17 protein-coding genes and 1 other annotated feature are annotated in these 20,316 nt (G+C 36.4%); all 17 genes read right to left on the reverse strand.

The features are described from left to right. Nucleotides 1–8: 8 nt before the first annotated feature. The 17 genes from ilvN to ACFSO7_RS16320 all read right to left on the reverse strand — a co-directional run bounded on the left by ilvN (nucleotide 9) and on the right by ACFSO7_RS16320 (nucleotide 19,827). Complete coding sequence (gene ilvN, locus ACFSO7_RS16240) at nucleotides 9–524, reverse strand: acetolactate synthase small subunit (RefSeq protein ID WP_377878381.1); 516 nt, start codon at nucleotides 522–524, stop codon at nucleotides 9–11. Beyond that, nucleotides 521–2,236, reverse strand: a complete 1,716-nt coding sequence (gene ilvB / locus ACFSO7_RS16245) for an acetolactate synthase large subunit (protein WP_377878382.1) — start codon at nucleotides 2,234–2,236, stop codon at nucleotides 521–523. Before ilvB ends, ilvN begins: the two co-directional genes overlap by 4 nt. 45 nt (nucleotides 2,237–2,281) lie before the next feature. Further along, nucleotides 2,282–3,949 carry a dihydroxy-acid dehydratase gene (gene ilvD / locus ACFSO7_RS16250; protein ID WP_377878384.1) on the reverse strand — a complete coding sequence of 556 codons (1,668 nt, stop codon included), beginning with the start codon at nucleotides 3,947–3,949 and terminating at the stop codon, nucleotides 2,282–2,284. A gap of 12 nt (nucleotides 3,950–3,961) precedes the next feature. Continuing rightward, nucleotides 3,962–4,864 carry a branched-chain-amino-acid transaminase gene (gene ilvE, locus ACFSO7_RS16255; protein WP_377878385.1) on the reverse strand — a complete coding sequence of 301 codons (903 nt, stop codon included), beginning with the start codon at nucleotides 4,862–4,864 and terminating at the stop codon, nucleotides 3,962–3,964. Between the two features lie 108 nt (nucleotides 4,865–4,972). After that, nucleotides 4,973–5,223, reverse strand: a binding site (T-box leader). Nucleotides 5,224–5,479: 256 nt separating this feature from the next. Beyond that, entirely contained in the window at nucleotides 5,480–6,436 is a 957-nt protein-coding gene (locus ACFSO7_RS16260; protein WP_377878386.1) for an ABC transporter ATP-binding protein, read from the reverse strand. Beyond that, on the reverse strand, nucleotides 6,433–7,410 hold the full coding sequence (locus ACFSO7_RS16265) for an ABC transporter ATP-binding protein (RefSeq protein WP_377878387.1): 978 nt from the start codon (nucleotides 7,408–7,410) through the stop codon (nucleotides 6,433–6,435). Before ACFSO7_RS16265 ends, ACFSO7_RS16260 begins: the two co-directional genes overlap by 4 nt. A gap of 37 nt (nucleotides 7,411–7,447) precedes the next feature. Continuing rightward, entirely contained in the window at nucleotides 7,448–8,275 is an 828-nt protein-coding gene (locus ACFSO7_RS16270) for an ABC transporter permease (protein WP_377878403.1), read from the reverse strand. Between the two features lie 76 nt (nucleotides 8,276–8,351). Continuing rightward, the gene (gene nikB, locus ACFSO7_RS16275) at nucleotides 8,352–9,287 is read right to left on the reverse strand and encodes a nickel ABC transporter permease (protein WP_377878388.1); all 936 of its coding nucleotides are present in this window, start codon (nucleotides 9,285–9,287) and stop codon (nucleotides 8,352–8,354) included. A gap of 2 nt (nucleotides 9,288–9,289) precedes the next feature. Further along, nucleotides 9,290–10,942 carry an ABC transporter substrate-binding protein gene (locus ACFSO7_RS16280; RefSeq protein WP_377878389.1) on the reverse strand — a complete coding sequence of 551 codons (1,653 nt, stop codon included), beginning with the start codon at nucleotides 10,940–10,942 and terminating at the stop codon, nucleotides 9,290–9,292. Nucleotides 10,943–10,955: 13 nt separating this feature from the next. Beyond that, nucleotides 10,956–12,389, reverse strand: coding sequence for a serine hydrolase (locus ACFSO7_RS16285; RefSeq protein WP_377878390.1), 1,434 nt, complete (start codon nucleotides 12,387–12,389; stop codon nucleotides 10,956–10,958). A 90-nt stretch (nucleotides 12,390–12,479) separates the two neighbouring features. Further along, the gene (locus ACFSO7_RS16290; RefSeq protein ID WP_377878391.1) at nucleotides 12,480–13,298 is read right to left on the reverse strand and encodes a GNAT family N-acetyltransferase; all 819 of its coding nucleotides are present in this window, start codon (nucleotides 13,296–13,298) and stop codon (nucleotides 12,480–12,482) included. A 29-nt stretch (nucleotides 13,299–13,327) separates the two neighbouring features. After that, nucleotides 13,328–14,440, reverse strand: coding sequence for an o-succinylbenzoate synthase (gene menC, locus ACFSO7_RS16295; protein ID WP_377878392.1), 1,113 nt, complete (start codon nucleotides 14,438–14,440; stop codon nucleotides 13,328–13,330). Then, the gene (locus ACFSO7_RS16300) at nucleotides 14,441–15,322 is read right to left on the reverse strand and encodes a MurR/RpiR family transcriptional regulator (RefSeq protein WP_377878393.1); all 882 of its coding nucleotides are present in this window, start codon (nucleotides 15,320–15,322) and stop codon (nucleotides 14,441–14,443) included. A 13-nt stretch (nucleotides 15,323–15,335) separates the two neighbouring features. After that, entirely contained in the window at nucleotides 15,336–16,817 is a 1,482-nt protein-coding gene (locus ACFSO7_RS16305; RefSeq protein WP_377878394.1) for a M81 family metallopeptidase, read from the reverse strand. A gap of 158 nt (nucleotides 16,818–16,975) precedes the next feature. Beyond that, nucleotides 16,976–18,028: a dipeptidase gene (locus ACFSO7_RS16310; protein WP_377878395.1), complete on the reverse strand. Its 1,053-nt coding sequence runs from the start codon at nucleotides 18,026–18,028 to the stop codon at nucleotides 16,976–16,978. An 82-nt stretch (nucleotides 18,029–18,110) separates the two neighbouring features. Further along, entirely contained in the window at nucleotides 18,111–18,671 is a 561-nt protein-coding gene (locus ACFSO7_RS16315; RefSeq protein ID WP_377878396.1) for a M55 family metallopeptidase, read from the reverse strand. Between the two features lie 25 nt (nucleotides 18,672–18,696). Beyond that, nucleotides 18,697–19,827, reverse strand: coding sequence for a M20 peptidase aminoacylase family protein (locus ACFSO7_RS16320; RefSeq protein WP_377878397.1), 1,131 nt, complete (start codon nucleotides 19,825–19,827; stop codon nucleotides 18,697–18,699). Between the last annotated feature and the right edge of the window lie 489 nt (nucleotides 19,828–20,316).

The raw sequence follows: 20,316 nt of genomic DNA on the forward strand, positions 1-20,316 counted from the left end.
CTTTTTATTTATGAGTACTTTCTAATAGTTGTAACAGAATTCATATTTCCTCTTGTAAATGCAGTTAAGCCGGTACGAGCAATTTCTTTTATTCCATATGGACGAAGCAAATCAATGATTGCTTCAATCTTTTTGTATTCACCCGTTACCTGTACCGTCACACTCTCACGACAAACATCGATAATGGAAGCGCGAAATGGTTCAACAATTCCATTAATTTCCGCCCTTGTTTGACCATTACTAAGCACTTTAATCAAGGCAAGTTCTCTAGCAACCACATCCTCGTCGGTCACATCAGATATTTCCAGTACATCAATTTGTTTATTTAATTGCTTAATCAGCTGCTTAAATTTATGATCATCAGGAGCAATAACTAAAAAAGTCATCTTTGAAACATCGTCCATTTCTGTATTTCCTACCGAAAAACTTTCAATATGGAATTGATGTTTCGTAATTAAGCCTGTAAGCCGAGGCAATACACCGTTTTGATTATGGACTAATGCTGTAACAAGTCGCCTTTTCATGGTTTCACCCCGATCATTTCATGTAAACCTTTCCCTGGCGCTACCATTGGATAGACTTTTTCATTAGGGTTGACACAACAATCAATTAAGACAGGCAAGCGATCCATTAATACTTTTGAAAATACTCGTTCTGCTTCTTCTTTCGTTTTAACCCTAACGGCTCTTACTCCATACGATTCTGCTAGTTTTACAAAATCTGGTTGGAAAGAGAAAATGGAATGTGAAAATCGTTTTTCATAAAAGGTTTCCTGCCATTGCCGAACCATCCCAAGTGATCCATTATTGACGATCACTATTTTTACAGGTAACTCCCATTCTTTTAATAAAATGAGTTCCTGAAGAGTCATTTGAAAACCACCATCACCAACAATTGAAACGACTGTTGCATCAGGTTCTGCTAACTGTGCACCAATCGCTGCGGGAAATCCAAAACCCATTGTCCCTAATCCACCAGAGGTAACCCAGCGATTCGGTTTTGAAAAAGCATAATATTGTGCCGCCCACATTTGATGCTGACCAACGTCCGTCGTAACAATGGCATCACCATTCGTATATTTATGAACAAGTTCTATTAATTGCTGTGGTGAAAAATGTTCCACACTATCGTTATACCAATATGGACGAGAATTTTTATTGTTTTCTAAATGTTCTAACCATTTCGTTAATTGTGGACCTTGTACTGTTTGCCTCAAAAGCTTTTGTAAAACGTCCTTTGCATCTCCCACAATCGGAATCTGCGACTCGACATTTTTACCGATTTCAGATGGATCGATATCAATATGAGCAACCTTTGCCGATGGAGCAAATGTTTTTAAATTACCTGTTAATCGGTCATCGAAACGGGCACCAATATTGATTAACAAATCGCATTCATATAAAGCCATATTGGCTGTATAGCAACCGTGCATGCCGGCCATTCCTAAAAAAAGTCGGTGCTCGGCTGGAAATCCACCTAATCCTAAAAGAGTATGGATGACTGGTATCTCATATTGTTCTGCAAAGGAAACCAATTCCTCATTAGCCTTTGCATGTAGAACACCTGCGCCAGCTAAAATGACAGGTTTTTTAGAACCCCTTAAAGAATCTAAAAGGTTTTGAATCTGTAACGGATTCGGTTCTACCGATGGTTGATAACCAGCTAACTCGACATCTACATGTTGTAATGGAGAGGTGAAAAGAGCAGCTAAATCTTTAGGAATATCAACTAGAACAGGACCAGGTCTTCCGGTTGTTGCAATGTGAAAAGCCTCTTTCACAATTCTAGGAAGATCCTCTATTCTTTTCACTTGATAATTATGTTTCGTAATCGGTGTAGTGATTCCTACGACATCGGCTTCTTGAAAAGCATCTGTTCCAATTACTTGTGAAGCAACTTGCCCTGTAAATACGACAAGGGGCAATGAATCCATCATGGCGTCAGCAATACCTGTGACTAAATTAGTTGCACCTGGACCTGAAGTCGCTACGACTACACCTGGCTTTCCGGAAACACGAGAATAGCCTTCAGCTGCATGGATGGCTCCTTGTTCATGGCGCGCAAGGATATGCTTTATCGGAGATTTGTATAATGCATCATAAATGGATAATACAGCCCCACCTGGATAGCCAAATAATATTTCTACATTTTCCTGCTTTAAGGCTTGGATAAAAAGGTCTGCTCCATTTAGCTTCGAACCTTCCAATTCAACCGTTGCCATAACTTTCGATCTCATATGAATCTCCTTTCTCTACCGGAATATAAAATTTGTAACGCATCATTAAATTTTTAAAATTCCACCCGTGCTTGCTGAAGTAACTAGTTTCGAATATCTCGCTAAATAGCCTTTTTTAATCTTTGGCTCTGGTTGTTGCCAATTCATCTTTCTTGCAATTAATTCTTCTTCGGGAATTAAAAGTGAAATGGTTCTATTTACTAAATCGATCAATATGGAATCACCATTTTCAACATAAGCGATCGGTCCACCTTCAGCCGCTTCTGGTGAAATATGTCCGATTGATATTCCTCTTGATGCACCTGAGAAACGTCCGTCAGTAATCAGTGCCACGTCCTTTTCAAGACCCCTACCGGCAATCGCTGCAGTTGGTGCGAGCATTTCCGGCATTCCCGGTCCTCCCTTTGGACCTTCGTATCTGATGACGACAACATGCCCTGCCTTCACTTCACCACTTTCGATCCCTACTAATGCTTCATCCTGAGATTCGTATACAATGGCCTCACCTTTAAAGGTCTTGATAGCTGGATCAACTGCCCCTACCTTGATAACACATCCATCAGTAGCAACATTGCCGAATAAAATCGATAAGCCTCCAACAGGACTATAGGCAGTTTCCTTTGTGCGAATCACATCATCATTTAAGATTTTGGCATCCTTTACATTCTCATATAGCGTTTTTCCTGTTACGGTGATTCGATCTGGGTGAACCGCACCTTCCATTTCGCAAAGCTGCTTTATGATTGCACTTACACCACCAGCATAATGGACATCTTGCATCGAATAATCGGATGCTGGGCTAATTTTAGACAAATAAGGAATTCGTTTCGCTACTTCATTAATTTGATTTAAGTCATAATCAATTTCAGCTTCATTCGCAATCGCTAATGTATGTAGAACGGTATTTGTCGACCCGCCCATTGCCATATCAAGAGCGAACGCATCATCAATCGTTTCTTTTGTTATAATGTCTCGTGGTTTAATGTCTTTTTTAATCATTTCCACTAAATATTTAGCCGCATCATAGATCAATTGATGGCGTTCTTTTGAAGTAGCAACAAGTGTTCCATTCCCCGGAAGAGCCACTCCGAGCATTTCCATAAGTGAATTCATTGAGTTGGCTGTAAACATTCCCGAACATGAACCGCATGTTGGACAAGCATTTTTTTCAATATCGAGTAATTCCTCTTCCGACATTCTTCCTGATTGATAAGCTCCTACACCTTCAAACACGGATACTAATGATAACGGCTTACCAGTACTCGAAACGCCCGCCTCCATTGGGCCACCTGAAACAAAGATAGAAGGGACATTTGTTCGAACCGCTGCCATCAGCATACCTGGCGTAATCTTGTCGCAATTGGGAATGTAGAAGACTCCATCAAACCAATGAGCATTGATCACGGTTTCTGCTGAATCTGCGATAAGCTCCCTACTAGGTAGAGAATATCTCATGCCGATATGGCCCATCGCGATTCCATCATCGACACCAATCGTATTAAATTCAAACGGAATTCCACCAGCTTCTCTAATCGCATCTTTTACAACATCTGCAAACTGCCTAAGGTGAACATGTCCCGGTATAATGTCAATATACGAGTTACAAACCCCGATGAATGGTTTATCAAGATCCTTTAGTTTCACACCTGTTGCATAAAGTAGGCTTCTATGAGGAGCTCGGTCGACCCCCTTCTTAATCATGTCACTGCGCACAATCTTTTCCCCCTATCCTGCATGTACATTTTGCTGTTCGTAAACTTTTACTCCATCTTCCACAACAGTTTTTCTAAATTCTTCTAAAAGTCTGTTCGTGTAGTTCCCTGGTTTGCCCTCACCAATTGACCTGCCATCCACCTTCACTACCGCAATTACCTCAACTGCCGTTCCAGTTAAAAAGACTTCATCGGCTGTGTATACATCATGTCTTGTAAATACCTGCTCTTTCATTGGGAAGCCAAGCTTTACAGCCAATTCCATGATCACGTTTCTCGTAATTCCCTCTAACGCCCCGACGTAACCAGGTGGAGTAAAGATTTCACCATTTTTAACGATGAAAACATTATCCGCAGAGCCTTCAGCTACATATCCTTGGTCATTCAACATTAGTGCTTCGCTAACACCAGCCAAATTGGCTTCGATTCGGACAAGAATATTGTTTAAATAATTTAATGATTTCACTTTAGGTGAAAGAACATCTGACCGATTTCTTCGTGTTGCTACGGAGACGATATCGATTCCCGTTTCATATAGTTTTTTTGGAAATAATGCTAATTCTTCAGCGATAACAATTACCTGTGGACGGGCACATGAAGATGGATCTAAACCTAAATTCCCGACACCCCTTGAAACAACCACTCGAATATATGCATTTTGTAGATTGTTTTTTCTCAAAGTCTCTACAACAAGCTCACTCATTTCTTGTTTGCTATAATGGATATCTAGCATAATTGATTTCGCAGAATCATAAAGGCGATCCACATGCTCTTTTAGTCGAAAAACATTTCCTTCATACACTCGAATTCCTTCGAATACTCCATCACCGTATAAAAATCCGTGATCATACACAGAAACAACAGCATCTTTCTTGCTAACAAAACGGTCATTTAAATAAATCCATTGTTCACTCATCATACATTCCTCATTTCAGATTATTTTTTTTCATAACATTTCAAACGGATCGTAATTGACTTAAAAACCCCCTTTCTTTTTTTGAAAAACAAAAAAACTCGCCCCTAAAATAGGGACGAGTTTAGCTCGCGATACCACCCTAGTTCCGTTTATGTATAGAAAATACACTTACGGCACTCGATCAACGTACAATCATACGTGTTCCTTTGTAACGGGGGACCACCCGGCAATCCTTACTTAACTTTCAGCATTGCATCTCGGAGATGATTTTCGGATAAGTTCTGAACATCGGCTCGCACCAAATACCGACTCTCTGTAGAACAGGGCGCTTATCTTACTCTTCTCGTCATCAATTTTATTTTTCAAAATTTATTAAGACTAAAATTAACAGGTTAAAAAAACTTTGTCAAACCCTTTTTTATATTTTTTTTGAATCTCTTACATATAAAAATCATTTTTCGAAAAATATTTATGCTGTAAAAATGTATTTTAATATTATTCCAAAAAAACAATTTTAGAGCATTATAGATTTTATTACGAGTAATAATTCCAATTTATGAACGTTCAATTTTCATTGATAAGATTCTAAATCCTTCTATCAGTTCTAGCATCCCCTTAATATAAATGACAAGCTACTGCTCGACCTTGCACATCCTTTAAGATAGGTCTATCTGTTCTACAGATATCAGTTGAATGTTCACAGCGGGGATGGAACTTACAACCCGTTGGAGGATGAAGTGGTGATGGAAGCTCACCTTTTAATATAATTCTTTCTTTTTGTTCATCGGGGTCTGTCCTTGGAATCGCCGATATTAAGGCTTGAGTATATGGATGTAAAGGTTCCTCGAAAAGCAAATCTTTCTCTGCCATTTCAACCATTTCCCCTAAATACATTACAGCCACTTTATGAGCAATATGTTCAACTACCCCTAAATCATGGGAAATAAATATATATGACAACCCAAGTTCATCCTGCAAATCCTGTAGTAAATTTAATATTTGAGATTGAACTGAAACATCTAAAGCTGACACTGGTTCGTCAGCAACAACTATACTTGGTCTGAGGATAATTGCCCTAGCAATACAAATCCTTTGCCGTTGACCACCAGAAAATTCATGAGGATACCTACTCAAGTAACTTTCAGGCAGACCAACTAATTCGATCGTTTTCTTGAGTAATTCACTTCTCTTGTCTTTTGAGACATTATGAGCAATTAATGGTTCATTTAAAATTTCACCTATCGTTAATTTAGGGTTCATAGAATCCATAGGGTCTTGAAATACCATTTGAATATCCTTACGTAATTCTTTCATATCTTTTTTATTTAATTTCGTAATGTCTTTACCTTTAAATAAAACCTCACCCTTCGTAGGTTCGATTAAACGCAATAGGCATCTACCAGTTGTTGATTTCCCGCAACCTGACTCCCCAACGATTCCAATAGTTTCTCCAGCATTTAATTTAAAACTTACCCCATTAACTGCATAGACATAATTTTGAGGTTTAAACCATTCTTTTTTGACTAAAAATTTCTTCTCTAAGCCTGAAACCTCAAGCAATGTTGACATCATATTACTTCCTCCATGCTCTGATAAAGCCAGCATTTGCAAAAAGTTGTTGGCTCAAGTTCTAATAAGGGAGGTTCATCTGAATAGCAAATATCAAGTGCACTTGAGCATCGATCTGCAAAGCGGCATCCCACAGGAAATTGATCTGGTGTCGGTACTTGACCAGATATTGATTTTAAACGGCTGCGACCTTTAGATTGTTGAGGAGTAGATTGAATTAATCCGATTGTATAAGGGTGTCTTGGTTTCCTTAGTAAAGTTCGGGTATCTGTCATTTCTACTACTTGACCCGCATACATGACAACGACTCTGTCACATATTTCGGCTACCACACCAAGGTCATGTGTGATAAGTAATATAGACATATTTAAGCTGTCTTTTAATATTTTTAGTAAATCTAATATTTGTGCCTGAATCGTTACATCTAGTGCAGTTGTAGGCTCATCAGCAATGAGAATAGCAGGATTACAAGCAATGGCCATTGCAATCATAACTCTTTGTTTCATTCCACCAGATAAACGATGTGGGTATTCATGAAAAATATTACTTGAACGTGATATTCCAACTTTTTCAAGAAGATCAACTACTTTATTTTTTAATTTTTCTCCTCTTATATTTTCATGTTTTTGAATAATTTCCCCAATTTGTTTTCCTATTGTTAATAAGGGATTAAGAGAATTCATAGGATCTTGAAAAATCATAGAAATCTCACTCCCTCTAATTCTTCGAAGCTCTTTCTCACTTTGATCGAGTAGATTATTATTCTTATATAAAATCTCACCTTGGGATTTGCCATTTTTCCCAAGTAATTGAAGGATCGATAATGATGTTACGCTTTTTCCGCAACCTGATTCGCCAACTATCCCTAATACCTCTCCTTCGTTCAACTTAAAATCTACTCGGTCTACTACGGTTATAGATTCTTTTTTACTTTGAAATCGTGTCGTTAAACCCTTCACCTCTAACACATAAGACATAAATTATCCCCTTTGGCATATATTTGCTTCATTCTATTTAATCCAATGATTTCGGATCAAAGATGTCTCGGAGTGCATCACCTAGAAAATTGACTGTAAATACAACTATAGTGATTGCAACACCAGGAAAAATTGACAGCCACCATGCCTCGTAAATATAATTCTTTCCTTCACTCAACATCGTTCCCCATTCGGGTGTAGGTGGTTGTGCACCTAAACCAATAAAGCTAAGTGCAGCCGTATCTAATATTGCGACACCAATGAATAAAGAGGTATAAACAAATAATATTCCAGCAATGTTTGGTATGAATTGTCTTCGGAGTATCCAGCTATTGGAACTGCCAATGGATTTGCTAGCTTCTACAAATCCCGAGCTTTTTATCGTCAACGCTGCACTTCTAGTTAATCGAGCAAAACTAGGAATGGATGCTATACCAACAGCAATCATAGCATTAGTAAGACTAGGGCCTAATATAGCAACAATAGCTAATGCCAAAATAATGCTTGGAAGCGCAAGTAAGACATCCATTATCCTCATTAAAATATTGTCAACAATTCCTCCAACATAAGCACTAATTAATCCAATCGATGTTCCAATTACAAACGTAATACATACTGCCAATAAGGAAACGGTAAGCGTAACACGAGTTCCATATAACAAACGAGATAAGACATCTCTTCCTAATGCATCTGTTCCTAATAAATATTCCTTACTTGGCGGTTGCAATAGTGCATCATAAAAAGGTTCTTCAGGATTGTATGGCGCAAGAATTGGTGCAAGTATACCTATTAGTGCAAAAATAAAAAGTAAAAAAATGCTGTATTTTGCACGTCTATCTTTTAGCATTTTTTCGACTGATTTCATTTTGAACTTTCTATCTGATCTAGGGATCGCTTGAGATGATAATGGTTTAAATGCCTCACTAAGTTTTGCCATCTCTTTATCTTTCCTCCCTTACACTCAGATCAACGCGAGGATCTATCATCCCATACATAACATCCACTAATATATTTATGGATACATAAACAAAACCCATAAAAAGAATAGTTCCCTGAATAAGCGGGAAATCTCTAGAACTGATTGCCCCTATAGCAAGTGTTCCAAGACCTGGCCAATTAAAAACCTGTTCAATAATAACCGTTCCACCTAAAAGGGCAGCCATTTGTAAACCAATAACCGTGACCACAGGTATCAAAACATTCCTAAGAGCATGACGAAAAAGTATATGTCGTTCTTCTAAACCTTTTGCTTTTGCTGTTCTAATAAAGTCATTTGAAAGAACTTCTACCATTCCATTACGTGTAAGCCTACTAATCATCGTTGAAGCAACGACACCTAATGCGATGGATGGTAATACTAAATCCTTTATTCCAGTACCTTCTGCAATCGGAAACCAATTTAACTTGACAGAAAATATCATCACTAACAATAAACTGAACCAAAACCCAGGTATTGAAACACCAAGCGTAGCCAGACTCATAAAAAATTTATCAATAAAGGTATCTTTAAACTTTGCCGCTAAAATGCCAGTCGAAATTCCTAATATAAAGGCAATAAATATTCCTGAAAATGCTAACTTTATTGTTTCGGGAAATCGATCGGTAATCTCAATAATGACAGGTCTACCTGTCTTTAAGGATGTTCCAAAATCTCCTTGAATAACATTCCTAATATATTCGGAATATTGTACCAAAAGGGGCTCATCAAGCCCCAAATGGTTTGTTAGTCTTTCTACTTCTTCAATTGTGGCATTATTACCAAGAATCATCTTTACCGGATCTCCAGGAATTAAATGGATTAACAGAAAGGAGAAAATTGAAATTCCGAAAATTACGACAATTCCAGCTAGTATTCTATTTACCAAATATTGTTTCATACTTATTTCACCCAAATATCATGCGGCAATAATCCAATAGGGGATAGTTTAATACCCTTTACTCTATTGTTTGCTACACTGAATATCTTCTCAGCATAAAGTGGAACCCAATAAGCATCTTTGACTACAATCTTTTGAATATCTGCATAAATTTGTTTTCGCTCATCTGTATCAATTGTTGCTCTTCCTTTTTCAAGTAGAGCGTCTAATTCAGGGTTTTTTACCCGCGAATGGTTTAATCCCCCGATTTGACTCGAATGAAATAACATATATAGAATATCTGGATCATAATACGTGTAGCTAAGGAACGAAAGCTCATAATCTCCTTGTGTTACTTTTTCAATTAATGTTCCCGCTTCCATCGTTTGGATACTTAACTGAATTCCAATCTCTTTTAACATCGCCTGAACAATTTGTGCTTGTTGATTCCATCTATCAAATGAAAGTAACTCTAATTTCAACTCTTTTCCATCTTTCTCGAGAATCCCTTTACTATTCTTGCTCCATCCGGAACTTTCTAGTAGTTTTAAAGCTTCTTCTTTATTATATTGATAACCATAATTCTCCACTTCACTGTCATATCCAAATATTGTGGATGGTAAAGGACCGAACGCAGGCTTTCCCTCATTACTCAAGGAAGCTTGTATGATGGCATCCTTATTGATAGCCATATTTAAAGCTTTTCTTAAATTAATATCTTTAAATTGTTCATTTTCAAGATTCATTTCAATAAACAAGCCTAACCCTTGTCGCTCCAGTTCAAGTACTTCAAATTTTTCGTTATCTCTGTATCTCTTTACATCTTTGGCTGCAATATTTGAAGCAATATCGATTGAGCCACTCTCTAATGCTGCAAGCATTGTCTGATAATCTTTAATAAATTTGTAGACGAGCTGGTCTGGATAAGCACTTCCTCTATTTTCAAAAAATGATTTTGACCATTTAAAATCTTCGTTTCTTTCCAATGAGATAGATTGACCTGTTTTCCATTCTTTAAATTTCCAAGGTCCCACCCCCACAGGGTTTCTACCATAATCAGCCCCATATTTTTCAATTGCTTTCATAGACAGTGGCTGCATATACCCTTCCGCGATTAGGTTCATTAAGAACGGGGCAGAAGGTGCTTCAAGCTGAATCACCAATGTCTGATCATCAGGAGCTGTTATCGTTTTAACACCTGCTAATAGGTTCCTTGTAACTGTTGCACCTGTATTAGGATTCAAAATTCTTTCAAAGGTTTGTTTATAAACGGATGAAGTTAATGGAGTTCCATCATGAAAAGTTATACCCTGTTTGATTTTAAACGTAATTGTTTTTCCATCTTCAGAAACTTGATAACTCTCAGCAAGATAAGGTATTATTTCCAAAGTTTTTGGATCAAGAGTTAACAGAGAACCACCAATTTGTCCACCGATTGTATCAGCAATACTCATACCTGTTAAGTGAACATCAAGTGTATCTGGTTCTTCCGCAAACCCTATTGAAAGTACCCCTCCCTTGACAGGGGAAGTACTTTCTTTTGAATTATTTGTGGATACTTTTTTCTCTTTGCTAGAATTGATCGTCTCCTTAGAACTACATGCAGTCATTAGACAGAATGAAATCAGCAAAAGCGTCAAAAATTTTAAATATTTCCCCACATATTTAATAGACATCGGGTATCCTCCCTTAACCTACTTTAGGTATTTGTCTAAAACCAAATGCAACACGATGAATCTTGCTATTATCATCTCTAACAAAACGAATCGTAATCTCGGATTCTCTGAACTGAATTAAAAACAGATCCTCACCTACTGGTTTTAGCACTGTATTTACCATTCCTTCAGCTGTGAGTAATAATTTATTATCTTCTATAGAAAACTTGGTAGTCATACCTTCCCCTGAAACGAATGTTCCTTCATATTCAGTCAAAGCATCTGAAGGTAGTTTTATTTCCTTAAGGTTTAAGTTTAAATCTTCATTTTTCTTCCCTAGAAAATTAGCAAAGGCACTAAATAATAGTTTAGTTGATGGAACACCAGCTAAATTTGCAAAAGACACACCCGTTACACCAATTTCTGGAATGATAGCCATTTGAGCAGCTACACCTTTAACGGATCCTCCATGTTCCACTAGTTTATAGCCAAAGAAATCAGGAGTAATCATTAAACCGTACCCATAATACTTTTCATATGCACATTCAATGTATGGAGTCGTCATTAATTCTACACTCTCTAAAGATAGGATTTGAACATTGCCAACCTTGCCTCCATTTCGGAATATTTCAAGATATTTCATCATGTCATTAACCGTTGACTTTAAAAAGCCAGCAGCTCTCATTGATGGTGCATCCCATGGATTATTGGATTCAAAAATGATTGTCTCATCATCTTTCTTACGTGAATTATATAAACTTGCTACATCATCATAATTTTTCAACTCTTCTATATGAAAAACACTATGATGCATACCAGCTGGATCTAAAATATAATCCTTCACATACTGCTCGTATGTTTTTCCACTCACTCTTTCAATAATTAATCCTAAAAGGGAATAGGCATCATTTGAATAGCTAAATTCTGTTCCAGGGGCACCTAACAATTTGTAATTTTCTTTCCCGATAAACTCTAATAAGTCTTGATAAGTATCAATTACAGGTAATTTATCCAATGGATTTTCTTTTTTTTCTTCACTTTGACTATCTTCGTCAAATTTAGGTTCTTTTTCTAAGCTGTTTTTTAATGCTCCATGTAGAGTGGCCAAAGGTGGTAGTCCTGCAGAGTGTGTCATGAAGTGATGAATCGTTGTTTGTTTCGTATGATTTTCATCAGGTGTCTTATACTCAGGAATATATTTTATTACTGGGTCGTGGACATTTAGTTTTCCTGCTTCTTGCAATTGAAGAATCGCTACACATGTAAATGATTTAGTAACTGAACCTATACCAAAAACGGTATCAGCAGAAAGAGGGAGCTTTTGAGCTGTATTTCGATAGCCAAATCCTCTATCGTAAAATAATTCACCATCTTTAGATAATCCGATTGAAAAACCTGGAATGTCATATTTGTCAACAATCTCTTTACAGTATTGTTCAAACTCATTCATCATTGTTACTTGGTTCATTTAAACCTCTCCCTTTTTAAAGAATTTAAAATTCTAAAATACGAATAAATAATATACAAAAACATACTAAACACTATCTGGTACTAAAAACTATTTATGTAGTTTTTCAACTACATAATAATGAACGTGTTGTTCGTTCTTTAACAATCCTGTAATTTGGTACCCACTATTTAACAATGGAATTAATAAGTTTCTAATGGCAATTCTCCATTGATAAGCTAATTCTAGATTGCTATCTTTCATACTATCAATATTTGTTGGAACTGGTAATAGGTAGCCTTCATGTCCATTTTCTAGGCCCTTGTTGAGATTTGGGTATGGAAGATCATCCTTTATTGACCACTTAAAGCAAAGATGATAGCGCTTCCAATTACTAGATTTTTGATCACCACTCTCCCCGTCAGCTAAAGGAGAAGAGTCAATATCCCACTCTAAGAGTAATCGATCAGTTGGTAACCCTATATTAATCTTATCCTTCATTTCACCATAATGAGAGGTATAATATTCTCGAACGTATCCGCCTAATCTATTGAGATTTAAGTAAGCATTTCTTGTTTGTAGAGGGTCAAACGTCCAAATAATCTTCCGGTAACCGCATTCGAGAGCACGTTTTCTCTGCTCAAGCTTCAAATGAGAACCAATTCCACCGTTTCTATAGCTAGGTAATATCCCTAGCATGTGTGAACATAGGTATAGATTATTGTTTTTGTACCCTGGAAAGGCGTAACAAAACCCTATTAGATTTTCCTTGTTAAATGCTCCGTTAACAATTCCTCCATTATGAGCTGATGCTAATAATTGTGGAAGATGTGTCGTTGCTTCACTACCCCAAATCTTGATTTGGAGTTCGACCACTTGTTCTAATTCATGAATAGAATCGATTAACCTATAATTTAGTTCTGAAGACATTTTTGTAATCATTCACCACCATTTTTAAGTTAAAACTGAAATTCCTCAGAATGAACTGTATATTTCTTCACTCGTTCTAGATCAATTTCAAAACCAATACCAGGACCTGTTGGGACCTTAAGTACGCCAGACTCTTTAAATGTAATCTCAGGATTTACTAAATCCTCTTCCCAATATCGATTTGATGGTGATGTATCACCGGGAATGGAAAAATTACTTAATGAAGCGATGGCAATATTATGTGCCCTTCCTACTCCCGATTCAAGCATTCCGCCACACCATACTGGAATGAAATGACCTTGACAGTAATCATGTATTTGTTTAGCTTCCGCTAGACCCCCAACCCTTCCAATCTTTATATTAATAATTTTACAGCTTCCAAGTTCAATTGCTTTTCTAGCATCCTCTATCGAATGGATACTTTCATCTAAACAAATCGGTGTGTCCATTTCTGATTGCAAGCGAGCATGATCAATAATATCATCATGGGCAAGAGGCTGTTCAATCATCATTAAATTAAATTGGTCAAGACTTAATAATAATCCACGATCCTTCAACGAATACGCAGAATTGGCATCAGCCATTAATGGTATGTCGTAACCGAAAGATTGACGAATGGCTTTAATAGGTTCAATATCCCATTCTGGTTTAATCTTTACTTTTATTTTTCTATATCCATCCTCGAGAAATTGATTAACCTTTCTAAGTAAATCATCAATTTTTGACTCTATTCCAATACTAACTCCCACTTCAATTTCCGTTTTTGTTCCTCCTAATGCTGTTGCTAGAGATATTTTTTGTTGCTTCGCGTATAAATCCCAAATTGCTCCCTCGATTGCAGCCTTTGCCATATAATTTCTTCGTATGCCGGAAAACGCATATGAAAGATCATTCGGGTGGATGTTTTGTAATTCCTTTAATTTTGGGAAAAGGAACTGTTTTAACATATATTTTACCGTTTCGGTCGTTTCTTCGTTGTATATCGGATAAGGCATCGCTACACTTTCACCATATCCAGTTTCTCCACCCCCTTCTACGGAAACAAGTAAGAAATCTTTCATTTTTACACTTCCAAAGCTTGTTTCGAATTGTGATTTCAATGGGATTTTTAGTTGTGTGATTTTAATCTTCTCAATATTCAACTAATCACTCTCCTTACTACTGTTTGAAGCAACAAAGGAATGAAATAAATTACTTGATTCCCTGTATTTTGATAGCTGCTTTTGAACATTATTTTTATCTTGATTCATAACACCTGTAACAAATAAATTAAGTATAGAAAAAATAGTTGGCATTCCTTTAATTGAAGTAGGCTCCGGTGTTGTTACCTTAATGAGAAAATCAGAGTATCTTCCGATAGGTGAGAATTCATCATCCGTCAGTGCAAAGATTTTTGCCCCCTTACTTTTCGCAGCTCTAACAAATGATATTGTTTCTTGTGCATACCTCGGAAATGATATAGCGATAACTAAATAGTTTTCGTCAATATCAGATAAGATAAAATTGGCATCGTCAACTTCTCCACGATATAAAGTCGTGTTTCCTTTTACAACGTTGAGAGTATACGACAACCAGTGAGCTGGTGCATACGAAATACGAAATCCAATTACTACGATTCTTTTTGCTTTAATGATGGCATCAACAATATCTGAATACAGCTGATTATTAAATTCTTCTAATGTCTTCTGAATATATTTAAGGTCTTGATTCATTTCCTTATAAGCCAACTCTTCAAAATTAGATGATGAGTCGGACATCTTTTCAAAACGTGAGAGGGTATCCATATCTTTGGATACTAAAAGTTCTTTTTGAATTTCATCCTGTAAGTTAGCATAACCTTTGTATCCAATTGCATAACAAAACCGAATGACCGTTGTTTCACTTGTCCCTGTTAATACTCCTAACTCTTTAGCCGTTTGAAGAATAACGACTTTTGGATCTTCAATAATGGTCTTAGCAACAATTTTTTGTAATTTAGTTAAACTGTCATAATGACTCTTGATCGTCTCTTTTACTGAATTCATATTAATCTCCTTGCTACTTCAATATTGCTTCTGTTTGGACATCTTGTAAAGGATAGATTGGTTTATTTACTCGCTTATAGTCAAATGAAGTGAAGTCTAATGTTGTTAATCCTGGCGAATCGACTGTGATAATCTTGTTTGATAAGTTTTCAAAGCATGCTCTAAAATGTGTACTAGATTTTAAAGCTACGATTTGATACTCTGTTACATTGATTCCGTGTAATTTGAAAATTTCATCATCAAGGACTTGTGATTTAACTGAGCAAACAATAATGTCTATATCGTCAACTTGTAGTCGAACACTTTTTCCTTGGTTTTCCTTTCTACCTCTCCAAATCGGATTAGTATAAACAAAGCATCCATCGGTCAGGCATTTTACATAAGCCTTTAATGCAATTGGTTCACCATGTAGATGATCAGTTTTGCCTCCTAAAAGAATATCTATTGTACTTCCAACCCCTGCTTTATGAGCAACTTCAACAACTTCCGGATCATAGATAAAACCGAAGCACGTTTTCTTAACTTTTTGTTGTATAAGCTCTCTTAAAAGATGTGTACCATCCCCAGGTGTACCTCCTCCAGGGTTATCAGATGTTTCATTCATGACTACGGGGAATTGCTGAGATTGTAATGCTTCATTAATTCCCTCTATTGGACTAAGTGTTTTGGGCGTAAACTCCTCTCTTAATTTCCAAATTTCCATTGCTACAGTTTCAGCTGCTTCTTTTGCTAAGCTCGGATTATTATTCGTAGTTGCAAGAACAGAAACTCCAATTTGCGGAATATCTGTAAATGGGAATCCATGATAAAATGTACAATCTAAAACGTGCTCATTTCCTTCCCATTTCCAACATAATTCATTAATTTCTTTTGCTGGTGAAAGACTTGTTGCGGATGTAGGAATAATTAGTGGTAAGTTAAGTAGATGCATGGTTGGGTGGATATTTCCATTTACAATTTCAATTGTGAGATTTATAGCTTCTTGACCGATCTCATAACAGTCAATATGGGGGTAAAAGTTATTGCCAACAATAGCATTAGCCTCTTTCACCATTAGTTCTGTTACATTAGCATGTAAATCAAGGGTAACGACAAGTGGTGTATCGTATCCGACTATTTCTCGAACGGACTTTAATAATTCTCCTTCGAAGTCATCGATCGTCTCTACAACTCCTGCTCCGTGAAGCGAAAGACAGATAGCGTCGTATTCGCCAGCTGATTTTATCGAATCAAGTAATTCATTTTTTAGTCGCACAAATGTTTCCAATGTAATAATTCCGGTAGGATATGCAAATGCGCTAAAAGTAGGAACTACTTCATGACCTAATGACTCTGCTCGATCAATAAGGCCACCTAAAAAACCACGTACACCTCTATTTTTTTGAAGAATGGCATCTCCATGCTCCCAATCCCACAATTTAAAAGAATCGATAGTAGTTGGTACATTTGAAAACGTATTTGTTTCATGTGCTACTTGGCCTATTAGTATTTTCATTTATACACCTCCAAATAGATTAAATAAGAGAAGTTTATGCACCAGTATTTCCAATAAAGAAGTATAAACTTCATTTATTTGTTTAAAGTGTACAATTTTTAGAATATTTAGTCAATCATATTTTCTAAAAAATATTGACTGTTATATCCTTCCGTTCCCTATAGTTTCGTACACAAGTTATTCATGTTTGTTTCAAAAACTCTAAGAAAATTCAGTCCAAGCAACAAAGATAATTCATTTTCTTTATATCCCCTCTTTAATAGTTCTTCAATAAATTTCGGAAAATTTTGGTGTCCTTGTATGATATCAAAAGGGTTTCGTGGCATCTTTAATAAATCTTCTGGTGACACATATTTCATAAAGTCATCACATAAATCTAAACCAATTCCAATATGTTCAATTCCCACCATATCTTTCATATAATCAACATGATTAGCAAGTTTTTCTATTTTACATTCCTTATCACTGTCAGCAACCAACATACTGACTGCATTAATTCCTATTACACCATTTTTTGAAGCTATGGCTTTCATTTGGATATCAGTTAAATTCCTCATTGTTGGACATAAAGAACGAGCATTAGAATGCGAAGCAATGATTGGCCTTTTTGAAAATTCTAATACATCTAAAAAACCTTCATCGTTTAAATGACTAACATCAACGGTTATTCCAAGCTTTTCTGCTTCTTCAATTACTTTAATTCCAAAAGATGTAATGCCTCCTTTTCTTCCTTCACGTATGGGCTGAAAGTGACTCCCTTCTCCAACTTGATTACGTCTACTCCATACAAGTCCTAAATTTCTAACACCTAATTCATAAAAGATACGCAATAAACTTAAGTCTGTTCCTAAAGGCTCAGCACCTTCTAAAGATAACAAGAAACCTATTTTACCTGATTCATAAGCCTTTCTCATATCGTTAGCGTTAAGGCAAATCATTAATTTATCCGAAGATTCGCTCACTTCTTCAAAAAGTCCGCTAATTTGTCCTAATGCCGTTTGAAGTGCCGTATGATTAACGAAATGACCATCTACAAAAACTGCAGCTACGATTACATGAATTCCTCCAGCTTTAAACCTTGGTAAGTAATCTGTTTCGATCACTTTTGTTCTACCTTTTTCTCTTTGAATCTGAACATCCATTAATAAATCAAAATGAGCATCTAAAATAAATGGCTGGTGATCATTAGGATAAAAAAATTCTGAACTCACTTGATTCACACCTTTAATTATTTTTTTATAAACAATTTATTTCAAAGGACTATTTTTTACGGACATTATTTTTCGTTTATCTTTAAAAAGTCATTGTATTAGAGGCTTGAATTGCTAAAAGAATCATGGCGGTTAATACTTTTGAAGCTTCTATAAGATCATTTGAAACATACCTTACTTTTCTAGAATCTAGTAACTCTACTTGTGGCATGTAGCTTACGATAGCATTAAAATCAGCTTCACTAGCTTCCTTCCCATTAAGATAAAAACGTTGAATACAACTACCTAAAAAAGTATGATTCATTAGAGCATCCATTTCTCCACCTTTTCCATGGTACCCAACAAAAAAAACGGTATCGAAGGTTTCATCTAACCCTTGCATCATGAGTAATGGTTTGTAAAAGCCCCGTACTAGTTCTGCCTTCGGATGAAGTTGATCAGGGATCAGATTTCTCATCGGACCATGTGCTTCATTTACGATAATTTGTGTAGCACCGCCTTCGATAGCACCCTCAATGGCAGCATTCACATCGTCTGTAAAGAGTTTTCGAGAGTATTCATAAGTCCGCTTTCCTGGTAACACGTCTTCCCAATCTGTAATTCCAGAGACCCCTTCCATATCAGCCGAAATAAAAACTTTCATTATTATCCCCCTTTAAAGTGTTTTTTTAGTCATTTTCAATTGTCAAAGCCTTGAGAATAACCTGTTCTAATATAGCAGTTCCTTTATGTAATGCCTCATGATTAAAGGTCATTTTCGGATGATGTAATCCAGGAGAAAGATCACAACCTAAACCAAGCATCGTGGCTTTTAGGTGAGGTCTTTTAATCGTATAAAAATGAAAATCATCACCACCTGATGTCACAAGAGGCGGTTCACAATTTTCTCTTCCTAACACTTCATCAATCGCAGCTTTCATTAATTTTTGTGCTTCATGATGAACTTTAGAAGCAGCTATTTTTGCTTTCGTCTCTATTAAGATTTGAATGTTATTATACGTTTCAAGCGATTTAATTCGGGCCTCTAGTAATTCTACTAAAAGATCCATTGCTTCATTTGTTTGTGCACGTAAATCAAGTCCGAAAGTCGCATTTCCAGGAATGATATTTTGACTTAGCCCACCTGCATGGAACGAAGTCATTTTAATGGAATAAGGAATCATCGGGTCTAAATGAATATTATTTATCAATTGAACGATAGAAGCTCCAACTTCAATTGCACTTGTGCCTAAATGAGGACGTGCACCATGGGCATCTTCACCGATAATTTTCCCTTCGATAAATCGAGCAGCTCCATGTAGAATTGCAGGAGTAGCTTTTCCCATTTTCATTTCTTGAATAGGTCTTAAATGAACACCAAATAAATAATCAACATCATCTACCACCCCTTCATCTACAAATTTTAGTGCACCCGTTCCCTTTTCCTCAGCAGGTTGAAATATAAACCGAATGGTACCTGAAGGAAGAGACTCCATAGAAGTGATTGACTTAACCACTCCAAGAACCATTGCCATATGGGCATCGTGCCCACAGGAATGATTCGGTCGATATTCACCATCCACTTCCTGCCATAATGCATCCATATCTGCACGTAGGGCAACAACTGGCTTACCTTCACCTACTTCTCCAATTACACCCGTTGAATCGTTAAAGGTTCGAACAGAACAGCCCCATTTGGTAAGATAGTTTATGATATATTCTGTTGTATTTCTTTCTTCCCAACTGATTTCCGGGTTCTCATGTAAATGATGAAACATTTCAATAATATTTTTCTCGATTTCTTTAGTCTTATCTGTCATTGAAAATCTCCTTAATTTTATTTAAAATACACTCCAAGTATTGAAGTATACACTTCATTTGTTATTTTAACGAAGTATATTCTTCATCATTATAGAATATAACAAATATTCAAACAATAATATTTTTGGGTATTAATAAAAGTTTTTACTAAAAAACTACATATTTTTAGGCTCTGTAAAACTAGAGTGCTGATTTCCGCTGCAGTCACTTTCTTTCCGTGGGGCTAGCTGCCCTGAGCCTACTCGACATTACCTATGTTTATGGCAAACTATTAATGTAGTGAATGGCCATTAATTTGTGCATGGCTTAGAATCTTGCACAAAATAAAAAAACCACTTGCCAACAATTCCTAAATACCATACCCTCCTAGTTGGGCAAACCATTCAACGGGAGGTATTTAAGGAGTGTTAACAGTGGTCGAAATAAATTATATCAGACAAGAGGTAAACACAAAAGGGTGTTCTTACTCTGATGTTGCCAAGAGGATG

Origin of the sequence: Bacillus sp. CGMCC 1.16607 (assembly GCF_042683745.1) — a bacterium.
Classification (GTDB): Bacteria; Bacillota; Bacilli; order Bacillales; family Cytobacillaceae; genus Pseudoneobacillus.